The sequence below is a fragment of the Sphingomonas silueang genome, assembly GCF_040049155.1.
Taxonomy (GTDB): Bacteria; Pseudomonadota; Alphaproteobacteria; order Sphingomonadales; family Sphingomonadaceae; genus Sphingomonas; species Sphingomonas silueang.
On the sequence record NZ_JBDZDK010000001.1, the window covers coordinates 259,161 to 284,642 of the forward strand.

Annotated in this window: 21 protein-coding genes; 7 read left to right on the top strand and 14 right to left on the bottom strand. The window is 69.1% G+C overall.

Annotated features, from left to right (window positions below; genetic code table 11):
- Nucleotides 1-86: 86 nt before the first annotated feature.
- The 4 genes from ABLE43_RS01150 to ABLE43_RS01165 are packed head-to-tail and all read right to left on the bottom strand — an operon-like array spanning nucleotide 87 to nucleotide 3,103.
- Nucleotides 87-1,055 (bottom strand): FAD:protein FMN transferase, encoded by a 969-nt coding sequence (locus ABLE43_RS01150; RefSeq protein WP_348976628.1) that lies wholly within the window; start codon nucleotides 1,053-1,055, stop codon nucleotides 87-89.
- Nucleotides 1,056-1,057: 2 nt separating this feature from the next.
- On the bottom strand, nucleotides 1,058-1,903 hold the full coding sequence (locus ABLE43_RS01155) for a DUF4198 domain-containing protein (protein ID WP_348976629.1): 846 nt from the start codon (nucleotides 1,901-1,903) through the stop codon (nucleotides 1,058-1,060).
- 22 nt (nucleotides 1,904-1,925) lie between these two features.
- A complete protein-coding gene (locus tag ABLE43_RS01160) occupies nucleotides 1,926-2,414 on the bottom strand; it encodes a DUF2271 domain-containing protein (RefSeq protein ID WP_348976630.1) in 489 nt (162 codons plus the stop codon).
- Nucleotides 2,415-2,431: 17 nt separating this feature from the next.
- On the bottom strand, nucleotides 2,432-3,103 hold the full coding sequence (locus ABLE43_RS01165) for a PepSY-associated TM helix domain-containing protein (RefSeq protein ID WP_348976631.1): 672 nt from the start codon (nucleotides 3,101-3,103) through the stop codon (nucleotides 2,432-2,434).
- A gap of 215 nt (nucleotides 3,104-3,318) precedes the next feature.
- Here ABLE43_RS01165 and ABLE43_RS01170 point away from each other — a divergent pair, with 215 nt between their 5' ends.
- Entirely contained in the window at nucleotides 3,319-5,433 is a 2,115-nt protein-coding gene (locus ABLE43_RS01170; RefSeq protein WP_348976632.1) for a TonB-dependent receptor domain-containing protein, read from the top strand.
- A gap of 90 nt (nucleotides 5,434-5,523) precedes the next feature.
- Here the strand turns inward: ABLE43_RS01170 and ABLE43_RS01175 are convergent, their stop codons facing one another.
- The 3 genes from ABLE43_RS01175 to glpK are packed head-to-tail and all read right to left on the bottom strand — an operon-like array spanning nucleotide 5,524 to nucleotide 7,298.
- A complete protein-coding gene (locus tag ABLE43_RS01175; RefSeq protein ID WP_348976804.1) occupies nucleotides 5,524-5,682 on the bottom strand; it encodes a hypothetical protein in 159 nt (52 codons plus the stop codon).
- On the bottom strand, nucleotides 5,619-5,828 hold the full coding sequence (locus ABLE43_RS01180) for a hypothetical protein (protein ID WP_348976810.1): 210 nt from the start codon (nucleotides 5,826-5,828) through the stop codon (nucleotides 5,619-5,621). The genes ABLE43_RS01175 and ABLE43_RS01180 overlap by 64 nt, the downstream gene beginning before the upstream one ends.
- Nucleotides 5,829-5,861: 33 nt before the next feature.
- On the bottom strand, nucleotides 5,862-7,298 hold the full coding sequence (glpK, locus tag ABLE43_RS01185; protein ID WP_425475221.1) for a glycerol kinase GlpK: 1,437 nt from the start codon (nucleotides 7,296-7,298) through the stop codon (nucleotides 5,862-5,864).
- A gap of 146 nt (nucleotides 7,299-7,444) precedes the next feature.
- Here glpK and ABLE43_RS01190 point away from each other — a divergent pair, with 146 nt between their 5' ends.
- The 4 genes from ABLE43_RS01190 to ABLE43_RS01205 all read left to right on the top strand — a co-directional run bounded on the left by ABLE43_RS01190 (nucleotide 7,445) and on the right by ABLE43_RS01205 (nucleotide 11,881).
- Nucleotides 7,445-8,983 (top strand): glycerol-3-phosphate dehydrogenase, encoded by a 1,539-nt coding sequence (locus tag ABLE43_RS01190; protein WP_348976634.1) that lies wholly within the window; start codon nucleotides 7,445-7,447, stop codon nucleotides 8,981-8,983.
- Nucleotides 8,980-9,756 (top strand): DeoR/GlpR family DNA-binding transcription regulator, encoded by a 777-nt coding sequence (locus ABLE43_RS01195; RefSeq protein WP_348976635.1) that lies wholly within the window; start codon nucleotides 8,980-8,982, stop codon nucleotides 9,754-9,756. Before ABLE43_RS01190 ends, ABLE43_RS01195 begins: the two co-directional genes overlap by 4 nt.
- An 82-nt stretch (nucleotides 9,757-9,838) precedes the next feature.
- Nucleotides 9,839-11,047: a D-mannonate dehydratase ManD gene (gene manD, locus ABLE43_RS01200; protein ID WP_348976636.1), complete on the top strand. Its 1,209-nt coding sequence runs from the start codon at nucleotides 9,839-9,841 to the stop codon at nucleotides 11,045-11,047.
- A 36-nt stretch (nucleotides 11,048-11,083) separates the two neighbouring features.
- Nucleotides 11,084-11,881, top strand: a complete 798-nt coding sequence (locus ABLE43_RS01205; RefSeq protein WP_348976637.1) for a FadR/GntR family transcriptional regulator — start codon at nucleotides 11,084-11,086, stop codon at nucleotides 11,879-11,881.
- Between the two features lie 400 nt (nucleotides 11,882-12,281).
- Here ABLE43_RS01205 and ABLE43_RS01210 read toward each other — a convergent pair whose 3' ends face one another.
- Nucleotides 12,282-14,456: a TonB-dependent siderophore receptor gene (locus ABLE43_RS01210; protein ID WP_348976638.1), complete on the bottom strand. Its 2,175-nt coding sequence runs from the start codon at nucleotides 14,454-14,456 to the stop codon at nucleotides 12,282-12,284.
- A 220-nt stretch (nucleotides 14,457-14,676) separates the two neighbouring features.
- Nucleotides 14,677-15,831 carry a M20 aminoacylase family protein gene (locus ABLE43_RS01215; RefSeq protein WP_348976639.1) on the bottom strand — a complete coding sequence of 385 codons (1,155 nt, stop codon included), beginning with the start codon at nucleotides 15,829-15,831 and terminating at the stop codon, nucleotides 14,677-14,679.
- Between the two features lie 331 nt (nucleotides 15,832-16,162).
- Here ABLE43_RS01215 and ABLE43_RS01220 point away from each other — a divergent pair, with 331 nt between their 5' ends.
- Nucleotides 16,163-16,960 (top strand): SDR family NAD(P)-dependent oxidoreductase, encoded by a 798-nt coding sequence (locus ABLE43_RS01220; RefSeq protein ID WP_348976640.1) that lies wholly within the window; start codon nucleotides 16,163-16,165, stop codon nucleotides 16,958-16,960.
- Between the two features lie 49 nt (nucleotides 16,961-17,009).
- The gene (gene hrpB, locus ABLE43_RS01225) at nucleotides 17,010-19,442 is read left to right on the top strand and encodes an ATP-dependent helicase HrpB (protein WP_348976805.1); all 2,433 of its coding nucleotides are present in this window, start codon (nucleotides 17,010-17,012) and stop codon (nucleotides 19,440-19,442) included.
- A gap of 158 nt (nucleotides 19,443-19,600) precedes the next feature.
- On the opposite strand, the gene zapE is transcribed toward hrpB, so the two are convergent.
- The 5 genes from zapE to ABLE43_RS01250 form a co-directional block, all read right to left on the bottom strand.
- Nucleotides 19,601-20,707 (bottom strand): cell division protein ZapE, encoded by a 1,107-nt coding sequence (gene zapE / locus ABLE43_RS01230; RefSeq protein ID WP_348976641.1) that lies wholly within the window; start codon nucleotides 20,705-20,707, stop codon nucleotides 19,601-19,603.
- A 122-nt stretch (nucleotides 20,708-20,829) separates the two neighbouring features.
- A complete protein-coding gene (locus ABLE43_RS01235; RefSeq protein WP_348976642.1) occupies nucleotides 20,830-21,609 on the bottom strand; it encodes a succinate dehydrogenase iron-sulfur subunit in 780 nt (259 codons plus the stop codon).
- 127 nt (nucleotides 21,610-21,736) lie between these two features.
- Nucleotides 21,737-23,956, bottom strand: a complete 2,220-nt coding sequence (locus ABLE43_RS01240) for a molybdopterin cofactor-binding domain-containing protein (RefSeq protein ID WP_348976643.1) — start codon at nucleotides 23,954-23,956, stop codon at nucleotides 21,737-21,739.
- Nucleotides 23,953-24,930, bottom strand: a complete 978-nt coding sequence (locus tag ABLE43_RS01245) for an FAD binding domain-containing protein (RefSeq protein WP_348976644.1) — start codon at nucleotides 24,928-24,930, stop codon at nucleotides 23,953-23,955. Before ABLE43_RS01245 ends, ABLE43_RS01240 begins: the two co-directional genes overlap by 4 nt.
- Nucleotides 24,927-25,439 carry a 2Fe-2S iron-sulfur cluster-binding protein gene (locus ABLE43_RS01250; RefSeq protein ID WP_348976645.1) on the bottom strand — a complete coding sequence of 171 codons (513 nt, stop codon included), beginning with the start codon at nucleotides 25,437-25,439 and terminating at the stop codon, nucleotides 24,927-24,929. The genes ABLE43_RS01245 and ABLE43_RS01250 overlap by 4 nt, the downstream gene beginning before the upstream one ends.
- Nucleotides 25,440-25,482: the final 43 nt, after the last annotated feature.

Consider the following 25,482-nt stretch of genomic DNA (forward strand, 5'->3'; position numbering starts at 1 on the left):
GCGGTGTCGGGCAGCGGAAAGCGGCGTGCGAATGGCCGGGATGGGGTCATCGCTACCACCCTGAGCCCTTGGTATGGTGTCAAATCCTACGCAAGTATCGCACGCAGCGGCGTAGTCAGAAATTCGTGGATATCGTCGCCGTCGCCCACCACGATCCGGGCGGCGACGCGCTGTGCGGCGATCAGGCTGTCATCGGGCCATGCGATCGTGATTGCCGTCGCCAGCGCATCGGCAAGCGCGGCGCTGCCCGCAATGACGCTGACCGAACGTACGTCGTTGGCGGCGGGGCGGCCGGTACGCGGGTCGATCGAGTGGCGGCCCCGGCGATAGTCGCCCGAGGTCGCCACCGCGCACTGGTGCAACGCCACCCGGATCGGGGCGGTGGCGAGGCCGGGTGGGTTCTCCAGTTCGACCCACCATGGGTCGCCATCCGGACGTATTCCACGCCCGACGAGTTCACCGCCGATCTCGACCAGGCAATGCCTGATCCCGTGGTTGCCGAGCAGGTCGGCGACGGCATCGACGGCATACCCCTTGGCCACCCCCGACAGGTCGAGCGCCAGTCCGCCCGGCTGGACGAGGCGTCGCCCGCCGGCATCGCGTCGCAGGCGTCGCCATCCCGATATCGCGCGTACCGCCGCGATCGCCGCGTCGTCAGGGAGCGGCTGCGGTCCGGGCGGTCCGAAGCCCCACAGGTCGACCAAGCGGCCGATCGCGGGATCGAAGGCGCCACCGCTGGCATGGGCGATCCGCAACGACAGGTCGATCACTGCCGCGAAATCGTCGGGCAGATCGGCGACCGCACCGGCGGGCAACGCGTTGAAGCGCCACAACGCCGATGCCGCGTCCCAGTGGCTCATCTGCGCGACCAGATCACCGAGACGGGTATCGATCGCATGCCGCAACCGGTCCGGGTCGATGCCCGCCGGCAGCGCACAGCGTACGCTCCAGCCCGTACCCATGGTCCGGCCGGCCAGTGCGGCAACCGGCGCGGCGGGGTCGTGCGTCGCCAGCAGCGCCGCGTCCGGCGCGACCGGCAGTGCAATGCGCGGCATCCTCAGGGCGTCATCACCTCCAGCGTCGTGACATAGCCCATGCGCCGCGCCGTCGCGCGCGGTGCCGTGGGCTTCGCATCCTCGTGCGTCGCGCTCAGCCAGTACATGCCCGCCTGCGGCCAATCGACCGTCAGGACCCCGTCCGCGCCGGTGGTGAGTTCACGCGCACCCTCGGCATTGCGATAGCGCTTGCCGCCGGGCACGACCGTCACCTTCAGCCCCGGCGCGGGGCGGCCGTCGACCAGGAAGCGCAGGCGTGCCGTCTCGCCCGCGACCAGTTCGTCGGGATGGGTCACGTAATCGACCTCCAGCCCCTTGCCCACGGGCTTCAGCACGGTGCGGGTCGGTTCGCCGGCGGTCACGAAAATCTCGTTGCGGCTGCTGGTTTCGGTCAGCTTCACCTCGGTCGCATCGGCGGGGATGTCGGCGACCGTCAGCGGCGGCCGGCGTACGCCATCGGGCCCGGGCGGGCCGCCACGGCCGCCGACGCGCCGTTCCTCGCCGTTTACCTTGAAGCTGCCCATCAGCCCGGACATCTCGGTCCCGATCTTCCACGTGCCGGGCTTGTCGAGCTTTACGTCGAACACCGAACGATAGCGGCCGGTCGCGCCATTCTGTACCTGACCGGCGCTGCCGTCCGGCTGCCACACCTTGACGCCATCGATCCGGCCGGGCTGGTGATCGGCGTAGAACAGGTCGTTCGACGCCGCGAAATCGACCGTGACCCAGCTGTCGGTGCCCGAGAAGACCGTTCCCGACGGCAGCAGCCACAGGCGATGCGCGGATACGCCGGCGGGGATCGACAGGAGAACGGCGGCGGCGAGCAGGCGCCGGGCGAAACGGGGCATCGGCAATTCCTTTTGCAAGAGGTCAGCGGGCGGCGATGGTGACGGCGCCGAGTTCGTGCGATCCGCTCGCGCGGGCCGCCTTGGCGGGAACGGTCAGCGGCACCTGCACCAGTTCGCGACCGCCGGTTTCGCGCGCGGCCTCGACGTTCAGTACATAGGCGCCGGGACGCAGGTCGGCGGGCAGCGGAATGGTGTGCGTACCCGGCGCACGGGTCGCGCCGCTGACGCCATCGGCGGGCAGGCGCAGGCTGCGCCCACCCTTGCGCCACCATGCGCGCAGATCGGCGAGCCATTTGGTGCCGGGTTCCGCGCCGCTCTTGCGCACGTCGTACCACAGCGCGAGCGTGCGCGCCGCGCCGCCGCCTGCCGGTTCGATCCACACCGCCACATAAGGACGGTGATATTCGGCGACCGACAGGCGCGGGATGGTAATGGAGACGGTGCCTGCGCTCGGCGCGGGCGCGGCGGCGACGGTCGCACCACCGAGGACCGCCAGGGAAAGGATACGCATCGGAGAAATCCCCCTTGTCAATGGATCAGGAAGGCGGCGAGCACCACCGGCAGCACGATGCCGGTGACGACTAACGGCCAGGTCGACGGACGCCGCTTGGCATGGAGTTGCAGCAACAGCAGGCCCGTGATGGAAAACAGCACGCAGGCGACGGCGACGATATCGATGAACCAGAACCAGGCCGTCCCGGTGTTGCGCCCCTTGTGCAGGTCGTTGAGGTAGCTGATCCATCCCCGGTCGGTCGTCTCGGCGCGGATCGCTCCGCTCGCCCGGTCGATGCTGACCCAGCCGTCGCCGCCGGGGCGGGGCAGGGCGATATAGGCCTCGCCCTCGGACCATTCGACCGGGCGGCCTTCGACATCCAGTCCGACCTTCGTTTCCACCATCGCGGCGACCGATGGCGGCAAGCTTCCCCCGGCGCGGGCGGCGGGTTCAAGCGCGGCGGTGAGGCCGGCGGGCAGGGTCGCCGTGCGTTCCGCGACCACGGGTTCGGCGGAAATCGATCCGGCGTGGTTCAGCGTGATGCCGGTCACCGCGAACAACAGCATCGCCGCCAGCGCGACCCCGGCGCTGATCCAGTGCCATGCGATGATCTGCTTGGCCCACCACGAACGCCAGTTGCGCGGGCGCTTGCGTGCTGCCCGCCGCTTCTGCGTGTCCGATTCGGTTTGTAAACTGACGTCCGCCATCTGCCCCTCTGCCTGCTCGAATAATGCGATCCATTATCATTAGCAAGCTCGAAGCGGGGCGTGCGTGTCCGAGGCGGATTGTCACCCGGCAATGTGAAACAATGTTGCCCGCCCGTTACGTTTTTTGATCTGCCGGCAATATGGTTGGCATTCTCGCCATCCTTCCGCCAATTGCGTCGCAAATGCTAATCAGTCGCAATAGTAAGGGGGTTGGAATGACGGGACGATATCGCGCCATCGGGGCCGGGATGGGAATGGTTTGCGCGCTGGCACTGGCACCCGCCGCTGCCCAGACGCAGGCAGGAACCAGCGATACCGATACCGTCGACGCCGATATCGTCGTGACCGCTTCCGGGTACGAGCAACGCATCGTCGAGGCGCCGGCGAGCATCTCGGTGCTCGACCGTGCGAACCTCGAGGAAAAGCGCTTCGGCAGCCTGGCGGAGGCGTTGCAGGACGTGCAGGGTATCGATGTCGGCGGCGAAGCCGGCAAGACCGGCGGACTGAACATCTCGATCCGCGGCATGCCCGGCGACTATACCCTCGTCCTGCTCGACGGCCGCCGTCAGAACGCCCCGGGCGGGGTCACGCCCAACGGCTTCGGCGAAACCTCGACCAGCTTCCTGCCGCCCTTCTCGGCCATCGACCGGATCGAGGTCGTGCGCGGGCCGATGTCGACGCTGTACGGATCGGACGCGATGGGCGGGGTCATCAACATCATCACGCGCAAGGTCGGCGACCGCTGGGTCGGTACGGCGACCGCCGAAAGCACGATCCAGGGCGACGACCGGTTCGGCAACATCCAGTCGGTCAATGGTTTCGCACAGGGGCCGGTGGTGCGCGACCTGCTGGGCCTGACGCTGCGCGGCAGCCTGTTCCACCGGGAGGGATCGGACATTCCCATTCCCGGCGATCCCGCGCTCACGCTCGGCCGCAATCCGGTCCGGTCGGACGTCTACAATTATGGCGGACGCCTGTCGCTGACGCCGCACGCCGATCACGACCTGTGGATCGAGTTCGATCGCAACACCCAGTCCTACGACAACAGCGATGGCCAGCTCGGCACGCTGGGGTCGGGGGGCTATGCCCCGGAACAACGCTTCAACCGCAGCAACTATGTCGTCGCGCACAGCTGGCGCACGGCGCTCGGCACGCTTGATACGACGGTGACCCGCAACGATACCGAGACGATCGGCCGCCTCATCCCCAACGGTACGCCGGGCAAGGTGCCGGGCAGTCCGCGCACGCTGGAGGCGCGCAACGACATCGTCGATTCGCGCTTCGCCGGTCGACGAGGCCCGGTCGCCTTCACCCTCGGCGGGCAATATTGGCGGGCGCGAATGGTCGAGGGCGTCGCCCCCGAGCCGTTTGCCTTCACCCAATGGGCGGGCTTCGCCGAAGCCACGCTTACCGTGGCCGATGGGTTCAATCTTACCGGCGGGGTGCGCTACGACGATCATTCGACCTTCGGCAGCAAATGGTCGCCGCGTGCCTATGCCGTGTGGAACGTCAGCGATGCGCTGACCGTGAAAGGCGGCGTCAGTCGCGGGTTCAAGACGCCGCGCGTCGAACAGATCGCGGAAGGGATCATCGGTTTCGGCGGCCAGGGGCGCATACCGCTGCTCGGCACGCCGAACCTCGTCCCCGAAACCGGCACGAGCTACGAAGCCGGCATCTATTTCGACGGAAAAGGCATCTTCAGCGGCAACGTCACGCTGTTCAACAACGACTTCACCGACAAGATCGCCGCCGGGCCGGGCATTCCCAACTGCCGCTTCGCCGGCAATCCGAACCGGCCGAACTGCCTCGACGTCGGGCCGTTCCCCGCGGTCGACCTGTTCAGCCAGTCGATCAACATCGACAAGGCCCGTACGCGCGGGATCGAGGCCGCCGGTCGGCTGGCATTGGCGAAGGGCGTCTCGTTGGTGACGAACTATACCTATACCGAAACCGAGCAACTGAGCGGCGCCGAGCGGGGCCGCCCGCTGGTCGGCATCCCCCGGCATATGGTGAACGGCAATCTGCGCTGGACGCTATCGGAGCGGGCGAACCTGTGGGGCCGTGCCGAAGTCCGCTCGAGCCGGTATCGCGGCAACAACGATCAGCAACGCGCGCTGGGCGATTTCCGCGCGTACGAACTGTTCCATATCGGCGGGTCGTATCAGGTGACGTCCGCATTCCGCCTTTCGGCCGCGGTCTACAACATCCTCGATACCGACTACGCGATCTACGAACCCTATCGCAGCGGCGCGAACACGGTCTTTACCCCTGCGTACGCGATCAATCAGGAAGGACGGCGACTGTGGCTCTCGGCCAACGTCGACTTTTGAAAGCCGATAGTCGGCTGTACCATTCCCAATTCCATCTGATGAATAGCAAATGAATAGCAAGAGGCATTCCGTATCGGAGCCACTCGAAGATCATTCGTCGGTACCGAGCGGGTCGCGCGCCGCGGTCTGCAACAGTTCCGCGACCGTCGGATGATGCCACGGCTGATCGGCGAAGTCGGCAACGCTCATCCCGCGTTCGATCGCCAGCGTGACCAGATGCCCCGAATGGTCGCCATCGGAAGCGACGATCGAAGCGCCGAGGAGCTTGCCGCCGCGATCGGCTCGCCGACGTGCAGCATGACGCGCAGCCCTGCCGCCTGTGCCGCGCGGACCTTGGCTGCAACGAGCGCGACGTCCACGCCCGGCGCGGCGGGCTGTCCGGCGACCGTCGCCATGCATCTTCCCGTTGCCGATCAGCAGGCGCCGCTTCATCGCGGCGGGCCGAGCGTCCGGGCGACCGCGTCGCGCCATCCGGCGACCAGCGGCGCGCGGGTCGCGGGGGCGATGTTCGGCTCGAAGCAATGTTCGCGCGACCACAGCCGCTCCAGCGCGTCGAGGCCGGACCATACCCCCGTCGCCAGCCCGGCATGGAACGCCGCACCGCGCGCCGTCGTCTCGAGGTCGGCGGGGCGTTCGACCGGCGTGTCGATCAGGTCGGCAAGGAAGCGGCACAGCCAGTCGTTCGCGGCCATGCCGCCGTCGACGCGCAGGATCGCCGGGCCGTGTCCGGCATCGGCCTGCATCGCTTCGGCGAGGTCCATCGTCTGATAGGCGACCGATTCGAGCGCCGCCCGCGCCAGATGCGCCGCCGTCGTACCCAGCGTCAGGCCATAGATCGCGCCGCGCGCGTCCGGATCCCAATAGGGTGCGCCCATGCCGACGAAGGCGGGCACCATGTACACGCCGTGGCTGTCGGGCACGCGGGTCGCCATGTCGTTGGTCTGGCCGGCATAGGTGATGACGCCCAGCCCGTCGCGCAGCCACTTCACCGCCGCGCCCGCGACGAAGATCGATCCTTCGAGCGCATAGGTCGTCCTGCCGTTCAGGCGATAGGCGGGGGTGGTCAGCAGCCGGTGCTGCGACGCGACCGCATCCGTGCCGGTGTTCAGCAGCAGGAAACAGCCGGTGCCATAGGTCGACTTGGCCATGCCGGGGCGGAAACACGCCTGACCGAACAGCGCCGCCTGTTGATCGCCCACCATCCCCGCGATCGGGATCGCCGCGCCGAACAGGTCGGGCGCGGTGGTACCATAGACATGGGCGTTGCCCTGCACCGCGGGCAGCAGCGCCATCGGCACGCGCAGCAGGCGGCACAACTCCGCGTCCCATTCGCCGCGATGGATGTCGAACAGCATCGTGCGACCGGCGTTGGTCACGTCGGTCGCATGCACCGCGCCGCCGGTCAGCCGCCACAACAGGAAGCAGTCGATCGTCCCGAACGCCAGCTCGCCGCGCTCGGCCCGCGCCCGCGCACCATCGACATGGTCGAGCAGCCACGCGAGCTTGGTCGCGGAGAAATAGGGATCGATCAGCAGGCCGGTGCGCGCGCGCACCAGATCCTCGACCCCGTCGGCTTTCAACTGTCGGCACATGTCGCTGCCGCGCCGGTCCTGCCACACGATCGCGCGGTGGACCGGTTCGCCGGTGGCGCGGTCCCACACGACGACGGTCTCGCGCTGGTTGGCGATGCCGATCGCGGCGATCGCCGAAGGGGCGACGCCGCTCTGCCCGATCGCCTGTCGCGCGGTGGCCAGCGTATCGCGCCAGATATCCTCCGGATCATGTTCGACCCAGCCGGGGGCGGGATAATGCTGCGGAAACTCGGCCTGGGCGATCGCCACCCGACGGGCTGCGTCGTCGAACATGATGCTGCGCGTCGAGGTCGTACCCTGATCGATCACCAGAATGTGCGACGCCACCGCAAACTCCCCTGTTTTCGCTATCGAGCTTAAATGCTTTCGTACGAGCGTCAACGATTTCGGTTTTCCGAAACATCGTGTACCGAAGTCTCATGCGGACCGGGGACGGCATCATCGCCGAGCAGGCAGTGGAACAGGTCGACCTGCTGATCGTGGGCGGCGGCATCAACGGCGCGGGCATCGCGCGCGATGCCGCCGGGCGCGGGCTGTCGGTGCTGCTCGTCGAGCAGGACGATCTGGCCGGACATACCTCGTCCGCCTCGACCAAGCTGATCCATGGCGGGCTGCGCTACCTCGAATATGGCGAATTCCGCCTGGTGCGCGAGGCGCTGGTCGAGCGGGAGCGGCTGCTCGGCATGGCGCCGCACATTATCTGGCCGCTGTCGTTCGTCCTGCCGCAGAACCGGTCGCCGCGCCCGGCGTGGATGGTGCGGCTCGGCCTGTTCCTCTACGACCATTTGGGCGGGCGACGGACGCTGCCGGGCACGCGCACCGTGTCGCTGGCGCGCTCGCCGCTCGGCGACGGGCTTTCGCCGCGAAAGGGGCGGGCGTTCGTCTACTCGGACTGCTGGGTCGAGGACAGCCGCCTCGTCGTGCTCAACGCGATCGACGCGGCGGAGCGGGGCGCACAGATCCGGACGCGCACCCGGCTGGTCGATGCGCGGCGCGACGGCGGCGGCTGGATCGCGACGATCGAGGATGCGGCGGGCATGCAGCGCGTGCGCGCACGGGTGCTGGTCAACGCCGCCGGGCCATGGGTCGGCGACGTCATCGGGCGCGTCGGCGGCAGCAGCGCCGACCGCGGCGTGCGGTTGGTGAAGGGCAGCCATATCGTCGTGCCGAAACTCTACGCGGGCGACCATGCCTTCATGCTCCAGAACGACGACCGCCGGATCGTCTTCGCCATTCCCTATGAACGCGATTTCACGCTGGTCGGCACCACCGACGAACCCTGGACCGACGCACCGGGCCGGGCGACGATCGGTCCCGCCGAGACGCGCTACCTGCTGGAGACGATCGCGCGCTATTTCGCGAAGCCCGTCGGCGAGGCGGACATCGCGTGGAGCTATGCGGGCATCCGGCCGCTGTATGACGACAAGTCGGCCGATGCCTCGGCGGTGACGCGCGACTATGTGCTCGACGTCGATACGGCGGGCGGGGAGGGGGCGCCGGTGCTCAACATCTTCGGCGGCAAGATCACGACCTATCGCAAGCTCGCCGAGCATGCGATGCGCGAACTCGCACCCTTTTTCCCCGAAGCCGGAGCGGCGTGGACGGCGGGTGCCGTGTTGCCGGGCGGCGACATCGCCGATGCCGATTTCGACGGGTTCGTAGGCGCGCTTCAGGGCGAGTACCCCGCGATGCCGCCCGTGTTGCTGCGGCGGCTGGCGCGCGCCTATGGCACGCGCGCGCGCGTGCTGCTGGGCGATGCGGCGACGCCCGCCGATCTGGGCGAGGATCTGGGCGGCGGGCTGACCGTCGCGGAAGTCGAATATCTCGTCGCCGTCGAATGGGCGCGGACGTCGGAGGATATCCTCTATCGCCGCAGCAAGCTCGGGCTGCATGTGCCCGAGGGGACGCGCGACCGGATCGATCGCTATCTCGCCGACCGGGCGGCACGGGCGGCGTGAAGCCCGCCGCCCCGGATATCGTCGCGGCGCGCCATGCCGAGATCCTCGCGATCGCGCGGCGTACCGGCAGCGTGAGCGTGGACGGACTGGCCGGGCGGCTGGCGGTCACGCCGCAGACGATCCGCAAGGACCTGAACCTCCTCGCCCGGCAATCGATGCTGGCGCGGGTCCATGGCGGTGCGGTGGTCACGTCGGGCACCGGCAATCTCGCCTATCCCGAACGCCGCGCCGTCGCCGCGCCGGTCAAGGCGGCGATCGGTACCGCCGCCGCCCAACTGGTGCCCAACGGGGCCAGCCTGTTCATCAACATCGGCACCACGACCGAGGCGATCGCCCGTGCGCTGGCCGATCACCGCGACCTGATGGTCATCACCAACAATCTCAACGTGGTCGACATTCTTGGCGGACGCCCGTCGATCGAGGTGATCGCGGCGGGCGGGCGGGTGCGCGCCAGCGACCGTGCGGTCGTCGGCGCGCTCGCCACCGACTTCATCCGCGGGTTCAAGGTCGACATGGCGCTGATCGGTGCCTCCGCGCTCGACCCCGACGGCACGTTTCTCGACTTCGACGTGGACGAGGTGCGCGTGTCGCAGACGATCATCCGCCACGCCCGGCGGGTGCTGCTCGCCGCCGACGGATCGAAGATCGGCCGCGCCGCGCCGGTGCGGATCGGCGACATGACCGACGTCGACTATCTCGTCACCGATGCCGGGCATGCGGGCCTCGTCGCCGCCTGCGCGGCGGCAGGCACGGCGATGATCCGGCCCGCATAGCGGGTCCGGGCGAGTAGCATCCTGTCTGGACAATCTTTCATATGGATCGTAAACCTGTCTTACCAATAATGGAGAGGTAGGAATGAAGATCGTTGCAGCGAAGGTGATCGTCACCTCGCCGGGGCGCAATTTCGTGACGTTGAAGATCGTCACGGATCAGGGCATCCACGGCATCGGCGACGCGACGCTGAACGGTCGCGAGAAATCGGTCGTCGCCTATCTCGAGGATCATGTCTGCCCGCTGCTGATCGGACGCGACGCGCGCCGGATCGAGGACATCTGGCAGCTGCTGTATCGCGGTGCCTATTGGCGGCGCGGCCCCGTGACCATGCGCGCGATCGCCGCCGTCGACGTGGCGCTATGGGATATCAAGGGCAAGGCGCTGGGCACGCCGCTCTACAATCTGCTCGGCGGGCGCAGCCGCGACCGGCTGATGGTCTATGGCCACGCCAACGGGGCCGATATCGCGGAGACGGTCGATGCGGTCGGGCGCTACATCGACCAAGGCTACAAGGCGATCCGGGCGCAGACCGGCCTGCCCGGCGTCGAGAACGTCTATGGCGTGTCGCGCGACACCGCCTTCTACGAACCCGCCGATGCCGCGCTGGCGAAAGTGACCGGGTGGGACACGCGCAAGGCGCTGAACTACATCCCCAAACTGTTCGACAAGCTGCGCGAAACCTATGGCTTCGAGCCGCATCTGCTGCACGATGCGCACCATCGCTATACCCCGCAGGAAGCGGCGAACCTCGGCAAGATGCTTGAGCCGTACCAGCTGTTCTGGCTGGAGGATGCGACCCCGGCGGAAAATCAGGAGGCGTTCCGGCTGATCCGCCAGCACACCGTCACGCCGCTGGCGGTGGGCGAGATCTTCAACACGATCTGGGATGCGAAGGATCTGATCCAGAACCAGCTGATCGACTATATCCGCACCACCATCGTCGGCGCGGGCGGGGTGACGCACCTGCGCCGGATCGCCGATCTCGCCGCGCTGTACCAGATCCGCACCGGCTGCCACGGGGCGACCGACCTGTCGCCCGTCACCATGGGCACCGCGCTGCATTTCGATAGCTGGGTGCCCAATTTCGGCATTCAGGAATATATGCGCCACACGCCGGAGACCGACGCGGTGTTCCCGCACGACTATCGCTTCGCCGACGGCCATCTCTATTGCGGCGAGGCACCGGGCCATGGGGTGGACATCGACGAGGCACTGGCCGCGAAATATCCGTACGACCCCCGCCAGTTGCCGATCGCGCGGCTGGCCGACGGCACCCTGTGGAACTGGTAGCGCGGCGCCGGGCGCCTGTCTGACAGCATCGGTGCGATGGTGCTTGACCTGTCGGGTGTCACGCAGCCTATTGGCGGCATGACCATGCCGACGCCCAATTCGGATCGCCTGTACCGCGAACTGGCGCGCATACTCCTGGGGGAGTTGCGCGACGGCCTGTATCCGATCGGCACCCGCATGCCCGCCGAACGCGAGCTGGCGCAGCGTTTCGACGTCAGCCGACCGGTGGTGCGCGAGGCGCTGATCGCGCTGGAGGTGCAGGGCTTCATCGAGGTGCGGATCGGATCGGGCGCGCATGTCGTGGCGCTGCCGGGCAACGACGCGGAACCCAGTTTCAGCGTGTCGGCGCTGGAGGTGGCGGAGGCGCGGCTGATCTTCGAGGCCGAGGCGGCGGCGCTGGCCGCGCAGCAGATCACCGACGCCGAACTGGCCGAGCTTGCCGAGCTGGTCGATGCGATCGAGACGGAGAATGCGACCGTCGGCGGCAGGCACCGTGCCGACCGTGCCTTCCACACCGTGATCGCCCGCGCCACGCGCAACAACGCGATCCTCGAGACGATCGACCGGCTGTGGGAACAGCGCGAGCGATCGGCGGAGAGCGCGCTGCTCGATGCGAAGGTGCGCGCGTTCGACGTGCGCCCGATCGTCGAGCATCACGCCGCGATCCTCGACACGCTGCGCGCCCGCGATCCGCTGGCGGCGCGGGCGGCGATGCGGCGGCACCTGACCGCCGCGCTGGAAGGCCTGCTGGTCGCGAGCGAGGAACAGGCCGTCGCCGAACTGCGCCGCAGCCTGCGCGCCAAGCGCCAGCGCACCGCGCATCTCGACGTCTGAGGGTCCGGCCGGGGCCGATACCGGCGTTCCGCCCGGGGTCACGGAGATGGCGCTTCCAACCTTCGCGCGTTCCTCCGCCGGGGGGAAGATGCTGCGGGCCGGCGATCAGGTAGGATACCGACAGGCAGGCGAAGATCGGGGCGAAGCCGAAGCGGTCGGTCGCCTGCCCGATCGCCAGCGTTGATACCACGCCGCCGACCCGGCCGATCGGTCCCACGAACCCTACTGCCGTGCCGACGTCGCGCCGCGAGATGCCGGAATTCTGCGGCGGCCCGGCGGGACGCACCATGAGCGACGGCGAGACCACCGTCATGGCGGTCCGCCGCATGCGGGGTCGCGACCGACACGATCGCACCCGCGCCGCAAGGTACCCGATCGAAGACGCGCAATGCGTCGATCGTCAGAAGCTGAACCCCGCGCGCACCATGAACTGGCGCGGTGCGCCCGGCATCACCCACAGCCGCGAATAGCCGCCGGGGAAATAGGGTTCGTCGAACAGGTTGGTGACTTCGCCCTGCAACCTGACATGCCCGGTCGGCTCGATCGAGGCCATCACCCGGGTGAGGGTATAGGACGGCAGCAGGAAGAACGACCCGTCGGGGAAGCGATAGCCGGTCTCGCCCAGCCGCTCCCCGACGTAGTTGACACCGACGCCCAGCGACGCGGGCAGCGTGCCGAGCGTGAAGTCGTTGAACAGCAGCACGCTGGCGGCATGTTTCGCGATGCCGAGCAGCGGATCGCCCTCGCGCAGCGCGAAGCCGAAATTGGGATCGATCGCGTCCTGCCCGACCTCGGCATCGATATGGGCATAGTTGGCCTGGAGCCGGAAGCCGTGCGGCAGCTTGCCCGACAGTTCGGCTTCGACGCCCCGGCTGCGCGCCTTGCCGACCGCCAGCGAGAAACCCGAATTGACCGGATCGGCCGACAGCACGTTGGTCTTGTCGGCCCGGAACAGCGCGATCGTGCCGGTCAGCCGACCGTTCAGCGCGGCGAGCTTCGCACCGACCTCGTACGACGTGGTGCGTTCCGGCGTGAAGGCCTGGTTCCGGAAATCGACGCCGGTGTTGGGGCGGAAGCCGCGCCCGTAACTGGCATAGAGCGACACCGCGTCCGAAACGACATAGGCCGCGCCGACCGACGGGCTGAACGCGGTCCTGGTCTGTCCGGTGCGCATGCCGTCGATGCGGTTGTCGACGACCTGCTCGAAATCGTCGAAGCGGCCACCGAACCGGACCTTCAGCGCGCCGGTCACATCGACCTGGTCCTGGAAATAGACGCCGTAGGAGAATTGCCGCTCGCGCAGATCCTGGAACGGCCCGACCGCCGCGAGCCGGCCATATACCGGCGCGAAGATGTCGATCCGGTTGCCCGACGCGAGATTGCCCGCCGCCTGACTGGCGACCGTGGGCGGGCGATAGCGGTTCTGGCGCGTGTGCAGTTCATACTGGTTCCAGTCGGCCCCGACCAGCAGGTGGTGGGTCAGCCCGAAGGTCGCGAATTCGCCGCTCAGCTCGCCGCGGACGGTGAGATCGGTGGTGCCATAGTCGCGGTAGCGGCGCTGGCGCGACAGGGTGGTGCGGTCGATAGGGAGCCGCTGCCGCCCGGCGGCCAGTTCCGCCTCGGTCGAATAGCCCCTGAACGAGGTGTCGCGATAGCCGACGCCCAGCACCAGCGACCAGTCGGGGTCGAAGTCGTGCTGCAACTGCGCCTGATGGCCCAGCGCCGCGACCGTGACCGGCCCGTCGCCCGGTTCGCCGAGGAAGCGCGTGACCGGGATCGTGCGCAGATTGCCGTCGACCGTGGCGATGCCGCGATCGAACGGTACCGCCTGACGGATATATTCCAGTTCGTAGCTGATCGAGCTGTCGTCGCCCAGCCGGGCGAGGAACGACGGGGTGACGGTGTATTTGCTGTAGTCCAGCCCGCGGAAGCTGCCGCCCTTCTCCGCCGCGCCGGTCACGCGCATCGCTATCAACCCGCTGAGGGGCAGGTTGACATCGGCCTCGCTGCGCACCGTGCCGAAACTGCCGTAGGAGAGGACGCCCGCGACGTGGCGGGTGAACCCCGGCTTCTTGCTGATGATGTTGACGGTGCAGCCCGGCTCCCCGCGCCCGAAGATCGCCGAATTGGGGCCCTTGAGCACCTCGATCCGGTCGACGTTCGACGTGTCGCGCGCCCCGCCATAGCCGCGCGCCGCGTTGAAGCCGTTGACCAGATAGTTGCTCGCGGTGTTCTCGTCGCCTGCCAGGCCGCGGCAGGCGAAACCGTCCGACAGCCCGCCGAAGTTGTTCTGCCGCGCGATCCCCGCCGCAAAGTCGAGCGCGTTGTCCAGCCGGGTGATGCCCGCCCGCGCCAGCGTCTCGCCCGACAGGACCTGGATGCTCTGCGGCACCTCGATCGTCGGGACGAGGCTGACGTACTGGCGGCGCTGGCCGGTGACGACGACCTCGACCCCGTCTGCCTCATCGGCGGTGTTGCCCTCGGGCACGGCGGTGGCGGCAACCTGCGCCTGGACGGGTGCGGCAAGGGCGACGCCGGTCGCGGCGGCGATCAGGAGCAGGTGTCGATATGGCATGCGCATTCCCCCGGAACTGTGGTGACGGTCGCCGTCCTGCTGCCGTCCGTGCCGCGCGACATGGCGTCGGCCATCCTTTCCGGAGGCGGCGCGGTTGCGATGGGCCGGTCGCGGCAGCAGGAACGTCATGCGCCTTCGTGCGGCGCGACGACGGTCTCGGCGTGGTTGATGATGCGGCGGCGGCATCCCGCGCGGGAAATGCCGCGGCGCCCGCGGAACCCTATTCGCGCGGCAGCAGCTGCCGGGCGAGCGCGTCGAACCATGCGACGCCGATCGGCAGCAGCGCTTCGTTGAAATCGTAACGCGGCTGGTGCAGCGCGGCGGTGTGATCGTCGTCGCGCTGGCCGAGCCACAGATACGCACCGGGGCGCGCGGCGAGCATGAAGGCGAAATCCTCCGAGGCGAACGACGGATCGCCCGCCACGCCCACATCGTCGCACACCGCGCGCGCCGCCTCCAGCGCGAGGTCGGCGCAATCGGCGTCGTTGACCGTGGCGGGGTAGTAGCGGTCGTATTCCACCGCGACCTGCGTCTCGCTCGACAGCGCGACGCCTGCCGCCATCGCGCGGATCGACGCCTCGATCCGGTCCTGCACCGCGCCCGAGAAGGTGCGGACGGTGCCGACGATCTCCACGCTCGCGGGCAGGACGTTGTGGGCAAGGCCGCCATGGACCTGCGTGACCGACAGCACCGCCGATTCATGCGCGGGGACGCGGCGGGCGACGATGGTGTTGAGCTGCTGCACCAGCTCGGCGGCGGCGAGGATCGCGTCGGGCGTCTGGTGCGGCAGCGCGGCATGTCCGCCGATGCCGGTCACGGTGATGCGGAACTTGTCGGCGGAGGCCATGATCGGTCCGGGGCGCGTGCGCGCGCTGCCCAGCGGCAGGTCGGGCCAGTTGTGCAAGGCGAACACCCGGTCGCACGGGAAACGATCGAACAGCCCGTCCGCGATCATCGCGCGCGCGCCGCCCTGACCCTCTTCGGCGGGCTGGAAGATGAAGTGGATCGTGCCGGAGAAATCGCGCGTCGCCGCCAGATGCCGCGCCGCGCCGATCAGCGTCGCGGTATGTCCGTCATGGCCGCAGCCGTGGAACACGCCGGGGACGGTGCTGGCATAGGACGCGCCGGTTTCCTCCGCGAAGGGCAGCGCGTCCATATCGGCGCGAAAGCCGAGCGACGCATTGCCGCCGCCGTTGCGCAGCGTGCCGACCACCCCGGTCCCGCCGATCCCGGTCGCGACCTCCAGCCCTGCGGCACGCAGCGCATCGGCGACGATCGCCGCGGTGCGATGCTCCGCGAAGCCCAGTTCGGGATGGGCATGGATATCGCGGCGGATCGCGACCAGATCGGCGAGGAAGGCGGGATCGCGGTACATGGGTGGTTTCTCCGATGGCAGGAGCGGTGTGTGGAGGCCGCATACGCCCGCCCGTCGAACGGTGTCTCGATCGGTCACGCCGCGCGCGATGTCCTGGCGGTGACGATCCTGCGGGACCGCTGCGGCGAAGGTCGCCGGCATGTCGCCCGGCGTACCGCGCGCGCCAAGGGCGCGAATCCTGAAATCGAGGCGGTCGGGCCAGGTGCCGATGGTGCAAGCATGAGACTTTGTATCACGATTATCGGAAATCGCCAGCCCTCGTCGCCGCCGGATCGACATTGGCGGCGTGGCAGGAGATATCCGGCCACCGGCACGGCGAAGGGCGGATGCGATGCGACGGGAAACAGGACGACGGACGCCGACGCGCTATGGCGACTGGGCGCTGGTGACGGGCGCATCGGACGGCATCGGGCAGGCAGTGGCGGAGCGGCTGGCCGCCGACGGCGTCAACCTCGTGCTCGTCGCCCGCCGCGCCGACGTGCTGGATGCGTCGGCGGCGGCATGGCGCGCGCGCCATGGCGTGACCGTGCGGCCGATCGCACTCGACCTGTCGGCGCCGGACGGGGCGGATCGGCTGCTGGCGGCGACCGCGGACCTCGACATCGGCCTTGCCGTACTCGCCGCGGGGTTCGGCGGGTCGGGGGCGTTCATCGATTCGCCGATCGCGCGCGAACTGGACATGCTAAACCTCAACTGCCGGGCGGTGCTGGTGCTGACCCACGGTTTCGCGCAGCGGCTGGTCGCGCGCGGGGGCGGGGGGCTGGTGCTGTTCGGGTCGGTGCTGGGGTGGCAGGGGGTGCCGTATTCGGCGCATTATGCCGCGACCAAGGCCTATGTGCAGTCGCTGGCCGAGGGGCTGCGCCACGAACTGGCCCCGCGCGGCGTGGACGTGCTGGCGGTGGCGCCCGGCCCGGTCCACACCGGCTTCGCCGCGCGCGCGACGATGCGGATGGACGCGGCGGACACGCCCGATCGGGTCGCGGCGGCGATCCATCATGCGCTGGGGCGGTCGGGTACGGTGGTCCCCGGTCGCGTGGGCAAGGCGCTGACCTGGCCGCTGGCGCTGCTGCCCCGTGTCGCGCGGACCCGGATCGTCGGGCGGGCGATGCGGCGGATGATCGCGGAGTGAACCGGTGCGCCCCCTCCCAACCGGCGGGAAACAGCGCTACCTGACGCGCATGCTCCCGATCCATGCCGTCCTGCCCGACCTGCTCGATACGCTCCGCGCACGCAGTTCGGCGGTGCTGGTGGCTCCGCCCGGCGCGGGCAAGACCACCGCGGTCGCCCCGGCGCTGCTGAGCGAGCCATGGGTCGACGGCGAGATCCTGCTGCTCTCGCCGCGCCGCATCGCCGCGCGTGCCGCCGCCGAACGCATGGCCGCGACCGCGGGCGAGGCGGTCGGCAAGACCTTCGGCTATGCCACGCGCATGGACAGCAAACGCTCGGCGGCGACGCGGGTGACGGTGATGACCGAGGGTATCTTCGTCGCGCGCATCCAGGGCGACCCCGAACTGGCGGGGGTATCGGCGGTGCTGTTCGACGAGGTGCACGAACGCAGCCTCGACAGCGATTTCGGCCTCGCCCTCGCGCTCGATGCACAGGCGGCGCTGCGGCCCGACCTGCGCATCCTCGCCATGTCCGCCACGCTCGACGGCGAGCGGTTCGCGGCGTTGATGGACGACGCGCCGGTGATCGAGAGCGAGGGGCGCTCCTTCCCGCTCGACCTGCGCCACATCGGCCGCAATGCCGAAGCGCGGATCGAGGATGCGGTCGCCGCCGCGATCCACCGCGCGCTGGGCGAAGCCGAAGGCGGCATCCTCGCCTTCCTGCCCGGCGTCGCCGAGATCGAGCGTACCGCCGAACGGCTGCGCGTGCCCGACGGGGCGGTGCTGCACCGGCTGCACGGGACGTTGCAGCCGCACGAACAGCGTGCCGCGATCGCGCCGGACCCGGAAGGGCGGCGCAAGATCGTGCTGGCGACGAGCATCGCCGAAACCTCGCTGACGCTCGACGGCATCCGCATCGTCGTCGATTCGGGGCTGGCGCGCCGTCCGCGCTATGACCGGGCGGCGGGGATGACGCGGCTGACCACCGAGCGGGCGAGTCAGGCCGCCGTCACCCAGCGCGCGGGCCGTGCCGCGCGGCAGGGGCCGGGCGTCGCCTATCGCCTGTGGGAAACCGCCGCCACCGCCGGGCTGCCGCGCTTCGACCCGCCCGAGATACTGGAGGCGGACCTGTCGGCGCTGGTGCTCGAATGCGGCAAATGGGGGGTGGGCGATCCGACGACCCTGCGCTGGCTCGATCCGCCCAGCGACGCGGCGGTGCAGGAGGCGCGGGGGCGGCTCGCGACGATCGAGGCGATCGACGGCGACGGTCGCCCGACGCCGCACGGCCTCGCCATCGCCGCGCTGCCGCTCGCGCCGCGGCTGGCGCATATGCTGATCCGTGCGGGCGAACAGGGGCATGCCCGCGCCGCCGCCGAGGTCGCGGTGCTGCTCGGCGAACGCGGGCTGGGGGGCAGCGATGTCGATCTCGACCAGCGTCGCCGCCGCTGGCGGGCGGAGCGGGGGCAGCGGGCCGATGCCGCCCGCCGCCTTGCCGATCGCTGGTGCCGGATGGTGCCGGGCCGCGACGATCCGCCCGCCGACGCGCTCGCCCGCAGCGTCGCGCTGGCCTTCCCCGATCGCATCGCGAAGCGGCGCGACGCTGCGGGCGAGCGCTGGGCCTCGGTCGGCGGGCGCGGCTTCCGGCTGGAGGGGGCGGGGTTCGCCTCGACCGAATGGCTGGCGGTAGCCGAGACCCAGGGGCAGGCGGCGGGCGCGCGCATCCTGTCCGCCGTCGCGATCGATGTGGCGACCGTCGAGGAACTGTTCGGCGACCGGATCGAGACGCGCCGCACCGTGACCTTCGACCCCGCGACCGGCGGCATCACCGCGCTACGCGAACGGCGGCTGGGCGCGGTGCGGTTGTCGTCGGGGCCGGATGCCGCCGCCTCGCGCGAGGAGATCGCCGCCGCGCTGCTGGAGGGGGTGCGCCGCGACCTGTCGCTGCTGCCATGGCGGGAGGGGGCGGACGCGCTGCGCCGTCGTTCCGCCTATGTCGCGGCGATGCTGGGGAAGGACGATCCGCTGGGCGATGCGGCGCTGCTGGCGGCGCTCGACGACTGGTTGCCGCCGCTGCTGGCGGGCAAGCGGCGGCTCGATGCGATCGAGCCGGGCGCGCTGCACGATGCGCTGGAGGGACAGGCCGGGTGGGACTGGATGCAGCAGGTCCGTGCCCGCGCCCCCGCCCGGTTCGAGAGTCCGGCGGGATCGAGCCATGCGATCGACTATGCCGCCGAAGGGGGGCCGCGCGTCGAACTGCGGGTACAGGCGCTGTTCGGGCTGGCGGTGCACCCGACCGTCGCGGGCGTGCCGCTGACGCTCAGCCTCACCTCGCCCGCCGGACGCCCGATCCAGACGACGCGCGACCTGCCGGGCTTCTGGGCCGGGTCATGGCGCGACGTGTCGAAGGAGATGCGCGGGCGCTATCCGCGCCATCCATGGCCCGACGATCCGGCGGCGGCGTCGGCGACGCTCAGGACGAAGAAGGCGGATGCGCGGCGGGGGTAAGCCCCGTCCTTTGCCGTTTGGTTCGAGCAGCTTCGAGCCTGTCGAGAAGCGTCCGTCGAGAACGTGGCGTGCGGGGCGGGGCCTTCTCGACAGCGGTTCTCGACTTCGCTCGAACCTGCGCTCGAAGCAAACGGGGTAGGTAGGGTGCGGCGCGGGCCTTACCCCTCGCCATGCCCCGCAGCCAGATATTCCTCCGAGCGCATTTCCTCCAGCCGGCTGATCGTGCGGTCGAACTCGAACCGTCCGTCGCCGGTGGGGTAGAGGTCGCCCGGCTGCGCATCCGCCGCCGCCAGCAGCTTCACGCGATATTCGTACAGCGCATCGATCAGCGTCACGAACCGCGCCGCCTCGTTGCGGTTCTCCGGCCCGAGGATGGGGATGCCGACGAGGATCACCGTGTGGAACGTCCGCGCCACCGCCAGATAGTCGGGCGCGCCGCGCGCCTCGCGGCACAGGCGGGAAAAGCTTAACACGCCGACGCCCTTCAGCGCCTTGGGCACGTGCAGCGTGCGCCCGCCGCCGACGTCGAGGTCCAGCGACGGCACGCGCGCGCGATCCTCGACCGAACAGTCGGTCAGGCGGAAGAAGGCGGCGGACAGCGCCTTGGTCGCCTCCGGCCCGTTGGGCACCAGCCAGGTATCGACCGCGCCCAGCCGGTCGCGGCGATAATCGACCGGACCGTTCAGCGGCAGCACGTCGAGGTTCTGTTCCAGCAGTGCGATGAACGGCAGGAAGCTGGCGCGCTGCAACCCGTCCTTGTAGAGATCGACCGGCGGGCGGTTGGAGGTGGCGACGACGGTGACGCCGTGGGTCATCATCTCGGTGAACAGCCGCGACAGCACCATCGCGTCGGCGGTGTTGTTGATGACCATCTCGTCGAAGGCCAGCAGCTTCAGGTCCTTCGCCAGCGCCTCGGCGACCGGGGGCACCGGATTGCCGACCTCCTTGGCGCGCTCTGCCGCGAGGCGGGCGTGGACCTCGAGCATGAAGGCATGGAAATGGACGCGGCGCTTGGCGGGTTCGGCGACGCAGTCGTAGAACAGGTCCATCAGCATCGACTTGCCGCGCCCGACCCCGCCCCAGAGATAGACGCCGCGCGGCGAAGCGGCGTCACGCCCGGTCAGGCGTGCGAACAGCCCGCGCTTCGGCGGCGCGTCCAGTTCGGCGGCGAGGCGCGAGAGGCGCTGCGCGGCGGCGCGCTGTTCGGGGTCGGGGCGCACTTCGCCTGCGGCAACGAGGCTGTCGTAACGGGCGAGGACGGTCATGGAAGCAGCAAATCCGTTTGGTTCGAGCCTGTCGAGAACCGGGGGGTGTCACCCCGTTCTCGACGGACGCTTCTCGACTTCGCTCGAAGCTGCTCGAACCAAACGGGTATACGTAGCGCCGATCAGATCGCGCGTTCGACTTCCAGCTTCTTGATCTCGGCGATCGCCTTGGCCGGGTTCAGCCCCTTGGGGCACACGTTGGCGCAGTTCATGATCGTGTGGCAGCGATAGAGGCGGAAGGGGTCTTCCAGCTCGTCCAGCCGCTCGCCGGTCATCTCGTCGCGGCTGTCGGCCAGCCAGCGATAGGCCTGGAGCAGGATCGCGGGGCCGAGGAACTTGTCGCTGTTCCACCAGTAGCTGGGGCACGAGGTCGAGCAGCAGGCGCACAGGATGCACTCGTACAGCCCGTCGAGCTTCGCGCGGTCCTCGGGCGACTGGAGCCGCTCCTTGCCCGCGGGTTCGGGCGTCACCGTCTGGAGCCACGGCTTGATCGAGGCATATTGCGCATAGAAATGGGTGAAGTCGGGAACGAGGTCCTTGATGACTTCCATGTGCGGCAGCGGCGTGATGCGGATCTCGCCCTTGATGTCCTCGATCGCGGTGGTGCAGGCGAGGCCGTTGCGGCCGTCGATGTTCATCGCGCACGACCCGCAGATGCCCTCGCGGCACGAACGGCGGAAGGTGAGCGTCGAATCCTGTTCCGACTTCATCTTGATGAGCGCGTCGAGCACCATCGGGCCGCATTCGTCGAGATCGATCTCGAAATCGTCGTAGCGCGGGTTCTTCCCCGAATCGGGGTCGTAGCGATATACCTTGAAACGCTTGATCCGGCCCCCGGTCGGCGACTTGTGGGTCGTGCCCTTCTGGACGACGCTGTTCTTGGGCAAACGGATTTCGGCCATGATGCTCGCTCGGTCAGCTTGGGGGCGGCACGCCCGCCCGGTCTGCGGGTCAGATACATGACAGCCGGGGTTGCCGCAAATGCGAACAGGGGCTTTTGCGCAAATCCTCCCCGGCACGGGGAGGAGCTTATATCGTCGGCAACCCCTCCAGCAGCTTGTCGAGCGTCGCGGGATAGTCACGCACGCGGACCCCGGTGGCATTGTAGATCGCGTTGGTCACGGCGGCACCCGCCCCGCCGATGCCCAGTTCGCCGATGCCCTTGCCGTGCAGCGGGTTGGCGTGGACGTCGCGTTCGTCGAGGAACACGATGTCCATCGGCGGAATGTCGGCATGGACCGGCACATGATATTCGGCGAGATCGTGGTTCACGTTGCGCCCGTCGCGGTCGTCATGGACCAGTTCCTCGGTCAGCGCCGCGCCGATGCCGAACACGATGCCGCCGATGCACTGCGACCGCGCGGTCTGTTCGTTGAGGATGCGCCCGGCGGCGAAGGTCGCGTGCCAGCGGGTCACGCGCACCTCGCCGGTGACGGCATGGACCTTCACCTCGCAGAAATGCGCGCCGTAGCTTGCCTGCGTCGTCAGCTTCTCCTGCTTGCCCGGCTCGATCGATCCCTTGGCGGTGATGCCGTCCCCGACCAGATCGGCGATCGGCACCTGCCGGTTGCCCGCGATCGCCTGTCCGTCCTTCAGCGTCAGCTCGGCGGGATCGGCATCCATTGCCTTGGCCAGTTTCTTGCGCAGCGCCTCGCAGGCGAGATAGACCGACGAGCCGCTGCTCTGCGCGCCCCATGATCCGCCCGAACCGGCGCCCGGCGGCGACTTCGTATCGCCCAGATGCACGTCGATCCGCGCGAGGGGCAGGCCCAGCATCTCGCCCGCGATCTGCGCGAGGATGGTATAGGTGCCGGTGCCGATATCGGTCATGTCGGTTTCGACCAGCGCCCGCCCGTCGGGACCGATCGACACCGCCGCTTCGCTGGGCTGCAGCATATTGCTGCGCGCAGTCGACGCCATGCCGTGCCCGATCAGCCAGTCGCCGTCGCGCCGCGACCCCGGCACCATGTTGCGCTCCGCCCAGCCGAACGCCTTCGCCCCTTCGTCGAGGCAGCGGGTGAGTGCGCGCGACGAATAGGGAATGTCCTGCTGCGGATCGCGGTCGGGATCGTTGCGGCGGCGCAGCTCGACCGGATCGATGCCGACCTTCTCGGCCAGCTCGTCCATCGCGTTTTCCAGCGCCAGCAGCCCGACCGCCTCGCCCGGCGCGCGCATCGACCCAGACAGCGTGCGGTTCAGTTCGACCAGATCATGGGTGATGACCCGGTGCTTGCCGCCGTACAGGAACGAGGTCGCCTGTCCGGCAGGCTCGAAATAGCCCTCGCCCGGCAGGTTGGAGCACAGCGTCTCGTGACCGATGCCGTGGAGTACCCCCGACGCATCGGCGGCGAGGCGGAAGCGCTGCTGCGTGTTCGACCGGCGCACCGTGGCGTCGAACACCTGCTGGCGGGTCATCACCGTCTTGACCGGCCGCCCGACCGCCCTGGCGGCGATCGCGGTCGCGACGGTATCGGGCGAGATGCCGAGCTTCGAGCCGAAGCCGCCGCCGATATAGCGCGCGACGATGCGCACCTTCGACTGGCGCTCGCCCAGCGACCTGGCCAGTTGCTGCTTGTCCGACGACGGCATCTGGAGCGATCCGTAGAGCGTCAGCCCGTCATCGTCCCACACCGCGATCGAGGCGTGCGGCTCCATCGCCGCCGAATTCTGCGACGGGGTGCGCCACACATTGTCGATCACATGCGCGGCCTCGGCCATCGCGCGGTCGAGATCGCCCTGCTGGTGATAGGGCGGCATCGACCCCTGCGGCGGCTTGGCGGCGGTGCCGAGATGATCCTCGAAGGTGAAGGTGCCGTCGCCCGGTTCGTGGCGCACCACCACCAGCTGCGCCGCGTCGCGCGCGATCTCGTAGCTTTCGGCGACCACGATCGCGACCGGCTCGCCGAAATAGGCGACGTCGCGCACGCCTTGCGTCGGCGCGCTCGTCTCGCCGCCCTGTTGCGCGTTGCGGATGAAGGTCTTGAGGTCGACCACCACGTCGATCACGCCGGGCAGCGCCTTCGCCCCCTCGGCATCGATCGCGGTGATCCGCCCGACGGCAAAGGCCGCGCGGACGAGGAAGCCATAGGTGAGGTCCGGAATGTCGTATTCGGCGGTGTAGGTCGCCTTGCCCGAAACCTTCAGCGGGCCGTCGATGCGCGGCAGCCCCTTGCCGATCACCCCCTGTACGCCGTCGTCGAGCAGCGAATGTTCGACGGGCTTGTCCATGCGGAGCGCGTTGGTGCTCATGCGGTCAGCTCCTTGAGCGTCGCGATCAGCGTGCGGCGCGTGAGGGGAATCTTGAAGTCGTTGCTGCCGAAGCCGCGCGCGTCGCACAGCAGCAGGTCGGCCGCCTCGGCGAACAGTTCGTCCGACGGTGCCTTGCCGACCAGCGCCGCCTCTACGGCGGAGTCGCGCCACGGCATCGGGCCGAGCCCGCCGAAGGCGAGGCGGGCGCCGGCGATCCTGCCGTCCTCGACCGCGACGATGCCTGCGACCGACACCAGTGCGAAGGCATAGGAGGCGCGGTCACGTACCTTGCGGTACGTCTGTCGCCCTTCGGGTGCGGGTGGCAGTTCGATATGGGTGATGAGTTCGCCGGGTGTCAGCACGTTCTCGATATCGGGCCGGTCGCCGGGCAGGCGGTAGAAGTCGCCGATCGGAATCCGCCGCCGCTCGCCGTCATGGCCGAGCGTCACGATCACCGCGTCGAGCGCGCGCATCGCCACCGCCATGTCGCTCGGGTGGGTGGCGATGCAGTGGTCGGACGTGCCGAGCACGGCGAGGATGCGGTTGAACCCCTCGCGCGCGTCGCAGCCCGATCCGGGCACGCGCTTGTTGCAGCGCGCCGCCGTCTCGTAGAAATAATAGCAGCGCGTGCGTTGCAGCAGGTTGCCGCCGGTCGACGCCTTGTTGCGGAGCTGCCCCGACGCCCCGGCCAGCAGCGCGCGGCTGAGCACTTCGTAGCGTTCGCGCACCCTGGGATCGGCGGCGAGGTCGGCGTTCGGCACCAGCGCGCCGATGCGCAGGCCGCCGTCGTCCGTCTCCTCGATATCGGACAGCGGCAGGCGGCTGATGTCGACCAGCCGCGCGGGCGTCTCGACCTGCAATTTCATCAGGTCGAGCAGGTTGGTGCCCCCGGCGATGAAGCGGGTGTCGGGCTGCGCGGCTTCCTTGACGGCGGTCTCGGCGGTGTCGGCCCTGGCATAGTCGAAGATTTTCATTCCGCTGCCTCCGCCTGCTTCGCATCGGCGACTTCGCGGATCGCATCGACGATATTGGGATAGGCCGAGCAGCGGCACAGATTGCCGCTCATCCGTTCGCGGATTTCCTCGTCGGTGAAATCGGGGTCGGTCAGCGACGCGCTGACATGGCTCGGCCAGCCCTTGGCCACCTCGTCCAGCATGCCGACCGCCGAACAGATCTGCCCCGGCGTGCAATAGCCGCACTGGAAGCCGTCGTGCCGCACGAACGCGCTTTGCAGCGGATGGAGGTCGCCGGGCGTGCCCAATCCCTCGATCGTCACGATCTCGTCATCCTGATGCATCACGGCGAGCGTCAGGCAGGCGTTGATGCGGCGTCCGTTCACCAGCACGGTGCAGGCACCGCATTGGCCATGGTCGCACCCCTTCTTGCTGCCGGTGAGCGAGAGGTGTTCGCGCAGCAGGTCGAGGAGGGTGGTGCGGATGTCCACCTCCGCCTGGTGCGGCTGGCCGTTGATGGTGAAGTGCATGGGGCTGCTCCGTTGGTCGAACGGGCTAACGCCGCAGTTCCAA

Bases quoted from the DNA above. Each gene is read 5' to 3' on its own strand.
- ABLE43_RS01250 (WP_348976645.1), bottom strand. From the start codon at position 25,439: ATGCACTTCACCATCAACGGCCAGCCGCACCAGGCGGAGGTGGACATC.
- hrpB (WP_348976805.1), top strand. From the start codon at position 17,010: ATGCTCCCGATCCATGCCGTCCTGCCCGACCTGCTCGATACGCTCCGC.
- ABLE43_RS01205 (WP_348976637.1), top strand. From the start codon at position 11,084: ATGGTGCTTGACCTGTCGGGTGTCACGCAGCCTATTGGCGGCATGACC.
- ABLE43_RS01170 (WP_348976632.1), top strand. From the start codon at position 3,319: ATGACGGGACGATATCGCGCCATCGGGGCCGGGATGGGAATGGTTTGC.
- ABLE43_RS01155 (WP_348976629.1), bottom strand. From the start codon at position 1,903: ATGCCCCGTTTCGCCCGGCGCCTGCTCGCCGCCGCCGTTCTCCTGTCG.
- ABLE43_RS01245 (WP_348976644.1), bottom strand. From the start codon at position 24,930: ATGAAAATCTTCGACTATGCCAGGGCCGACACCGCCGAGACCGCCGTC.
- ABLE43_RS01190 (WP_348976634.1), top strand. From the start codon at position 7,445: ATGCGGACCGGGGACGGCATCATCGCCGAGCAGGCAGTGGAACAGGTC.
- ABLE43_RS01220 (WP_348976640.1), top strand. From the start codon at position 16,163: ATGCGACGGGAAACAGGACGACGGACGCCGACGCGCTATGGCGACTGG.
- ABLE43_RS01235 (WP_348976642.1), bottom strand. From the start codon at position 21,609: ATGGCCGAAATCCGTTTGCCCAAGAACAGCGTCGTCCAGAAGGGCACG.
- glpK (WP_425475221.1), bottom strand. From the start codon at position 7,298: ATGTTCGACGACGCAGCCCGTCGGGTGGCGATCGCCCAGGCCGAGTTT.
- ABLE43_RS01210 (WP_348976638.1), bottom strand. From the start codon at position 14,456: ATGCCATATCGACACCTGCTCCTGATCGCCGCCGCGACCGGCGTCGCC.
- ABLE43_RS01160 (WP_348976630.1), bottom strand. From the start codon at position 2,414: ATGCGTATCCTTTCCCTGGCGGTCCTCGGTGGTGCGACCGTCGCCGCC.
- ABLE43_RS01215 (WP_348976639.1), bottom strand. From the start codon at position 15,831: ATGTACCGCGATCCCGCCTTCCTCGCCGATCTGGTCGCGATCCGCCGC.
- manD (WP_348976636.1), top strand. From the start codon at position 9,839: ATGAAGATCGTTGCAGCGAAGGTGATCGTCACCTCGCCGGGGCGCAAT.
- ABLE43_RS01240 (WP_348976643.1), bottom strand. From the start codon at position 23,956: ATGAGCACCAACGCGCTCCGCATGGACAAGCCCGTCGAACATTCGCTG.
- ABLE43_RS01180 (WP_348976810.1), bottom strand. From the start codon at position 5,828: ATGGCGACGGTCGCCGGACAGCCCGCCGCGCCGGGCGTGGACGTCGCG.
- zapE (WP_348976641.1), bottom strand. From the start codon at position 20,707: ATGACCGTCCTCGCCCGTTACGACAGCCTCGTTGCCGCAGGCGAAGTG.
- ABLE43_RS01165 (WP_348976631.1), bottom strand. From the start codon at position 3,103: ATGGCGGACGTCAGTTTACAAACCGAATCGGACACGCAGAAGCGGCGG.
- ABLE43_RS01150 (WP_348976628.1), bottom strand. From the start codon at position 1,055: ATGCCGCGCATTGCACTGCCGGTCGCGCCGGACGCGGCGCTGCTGGCG.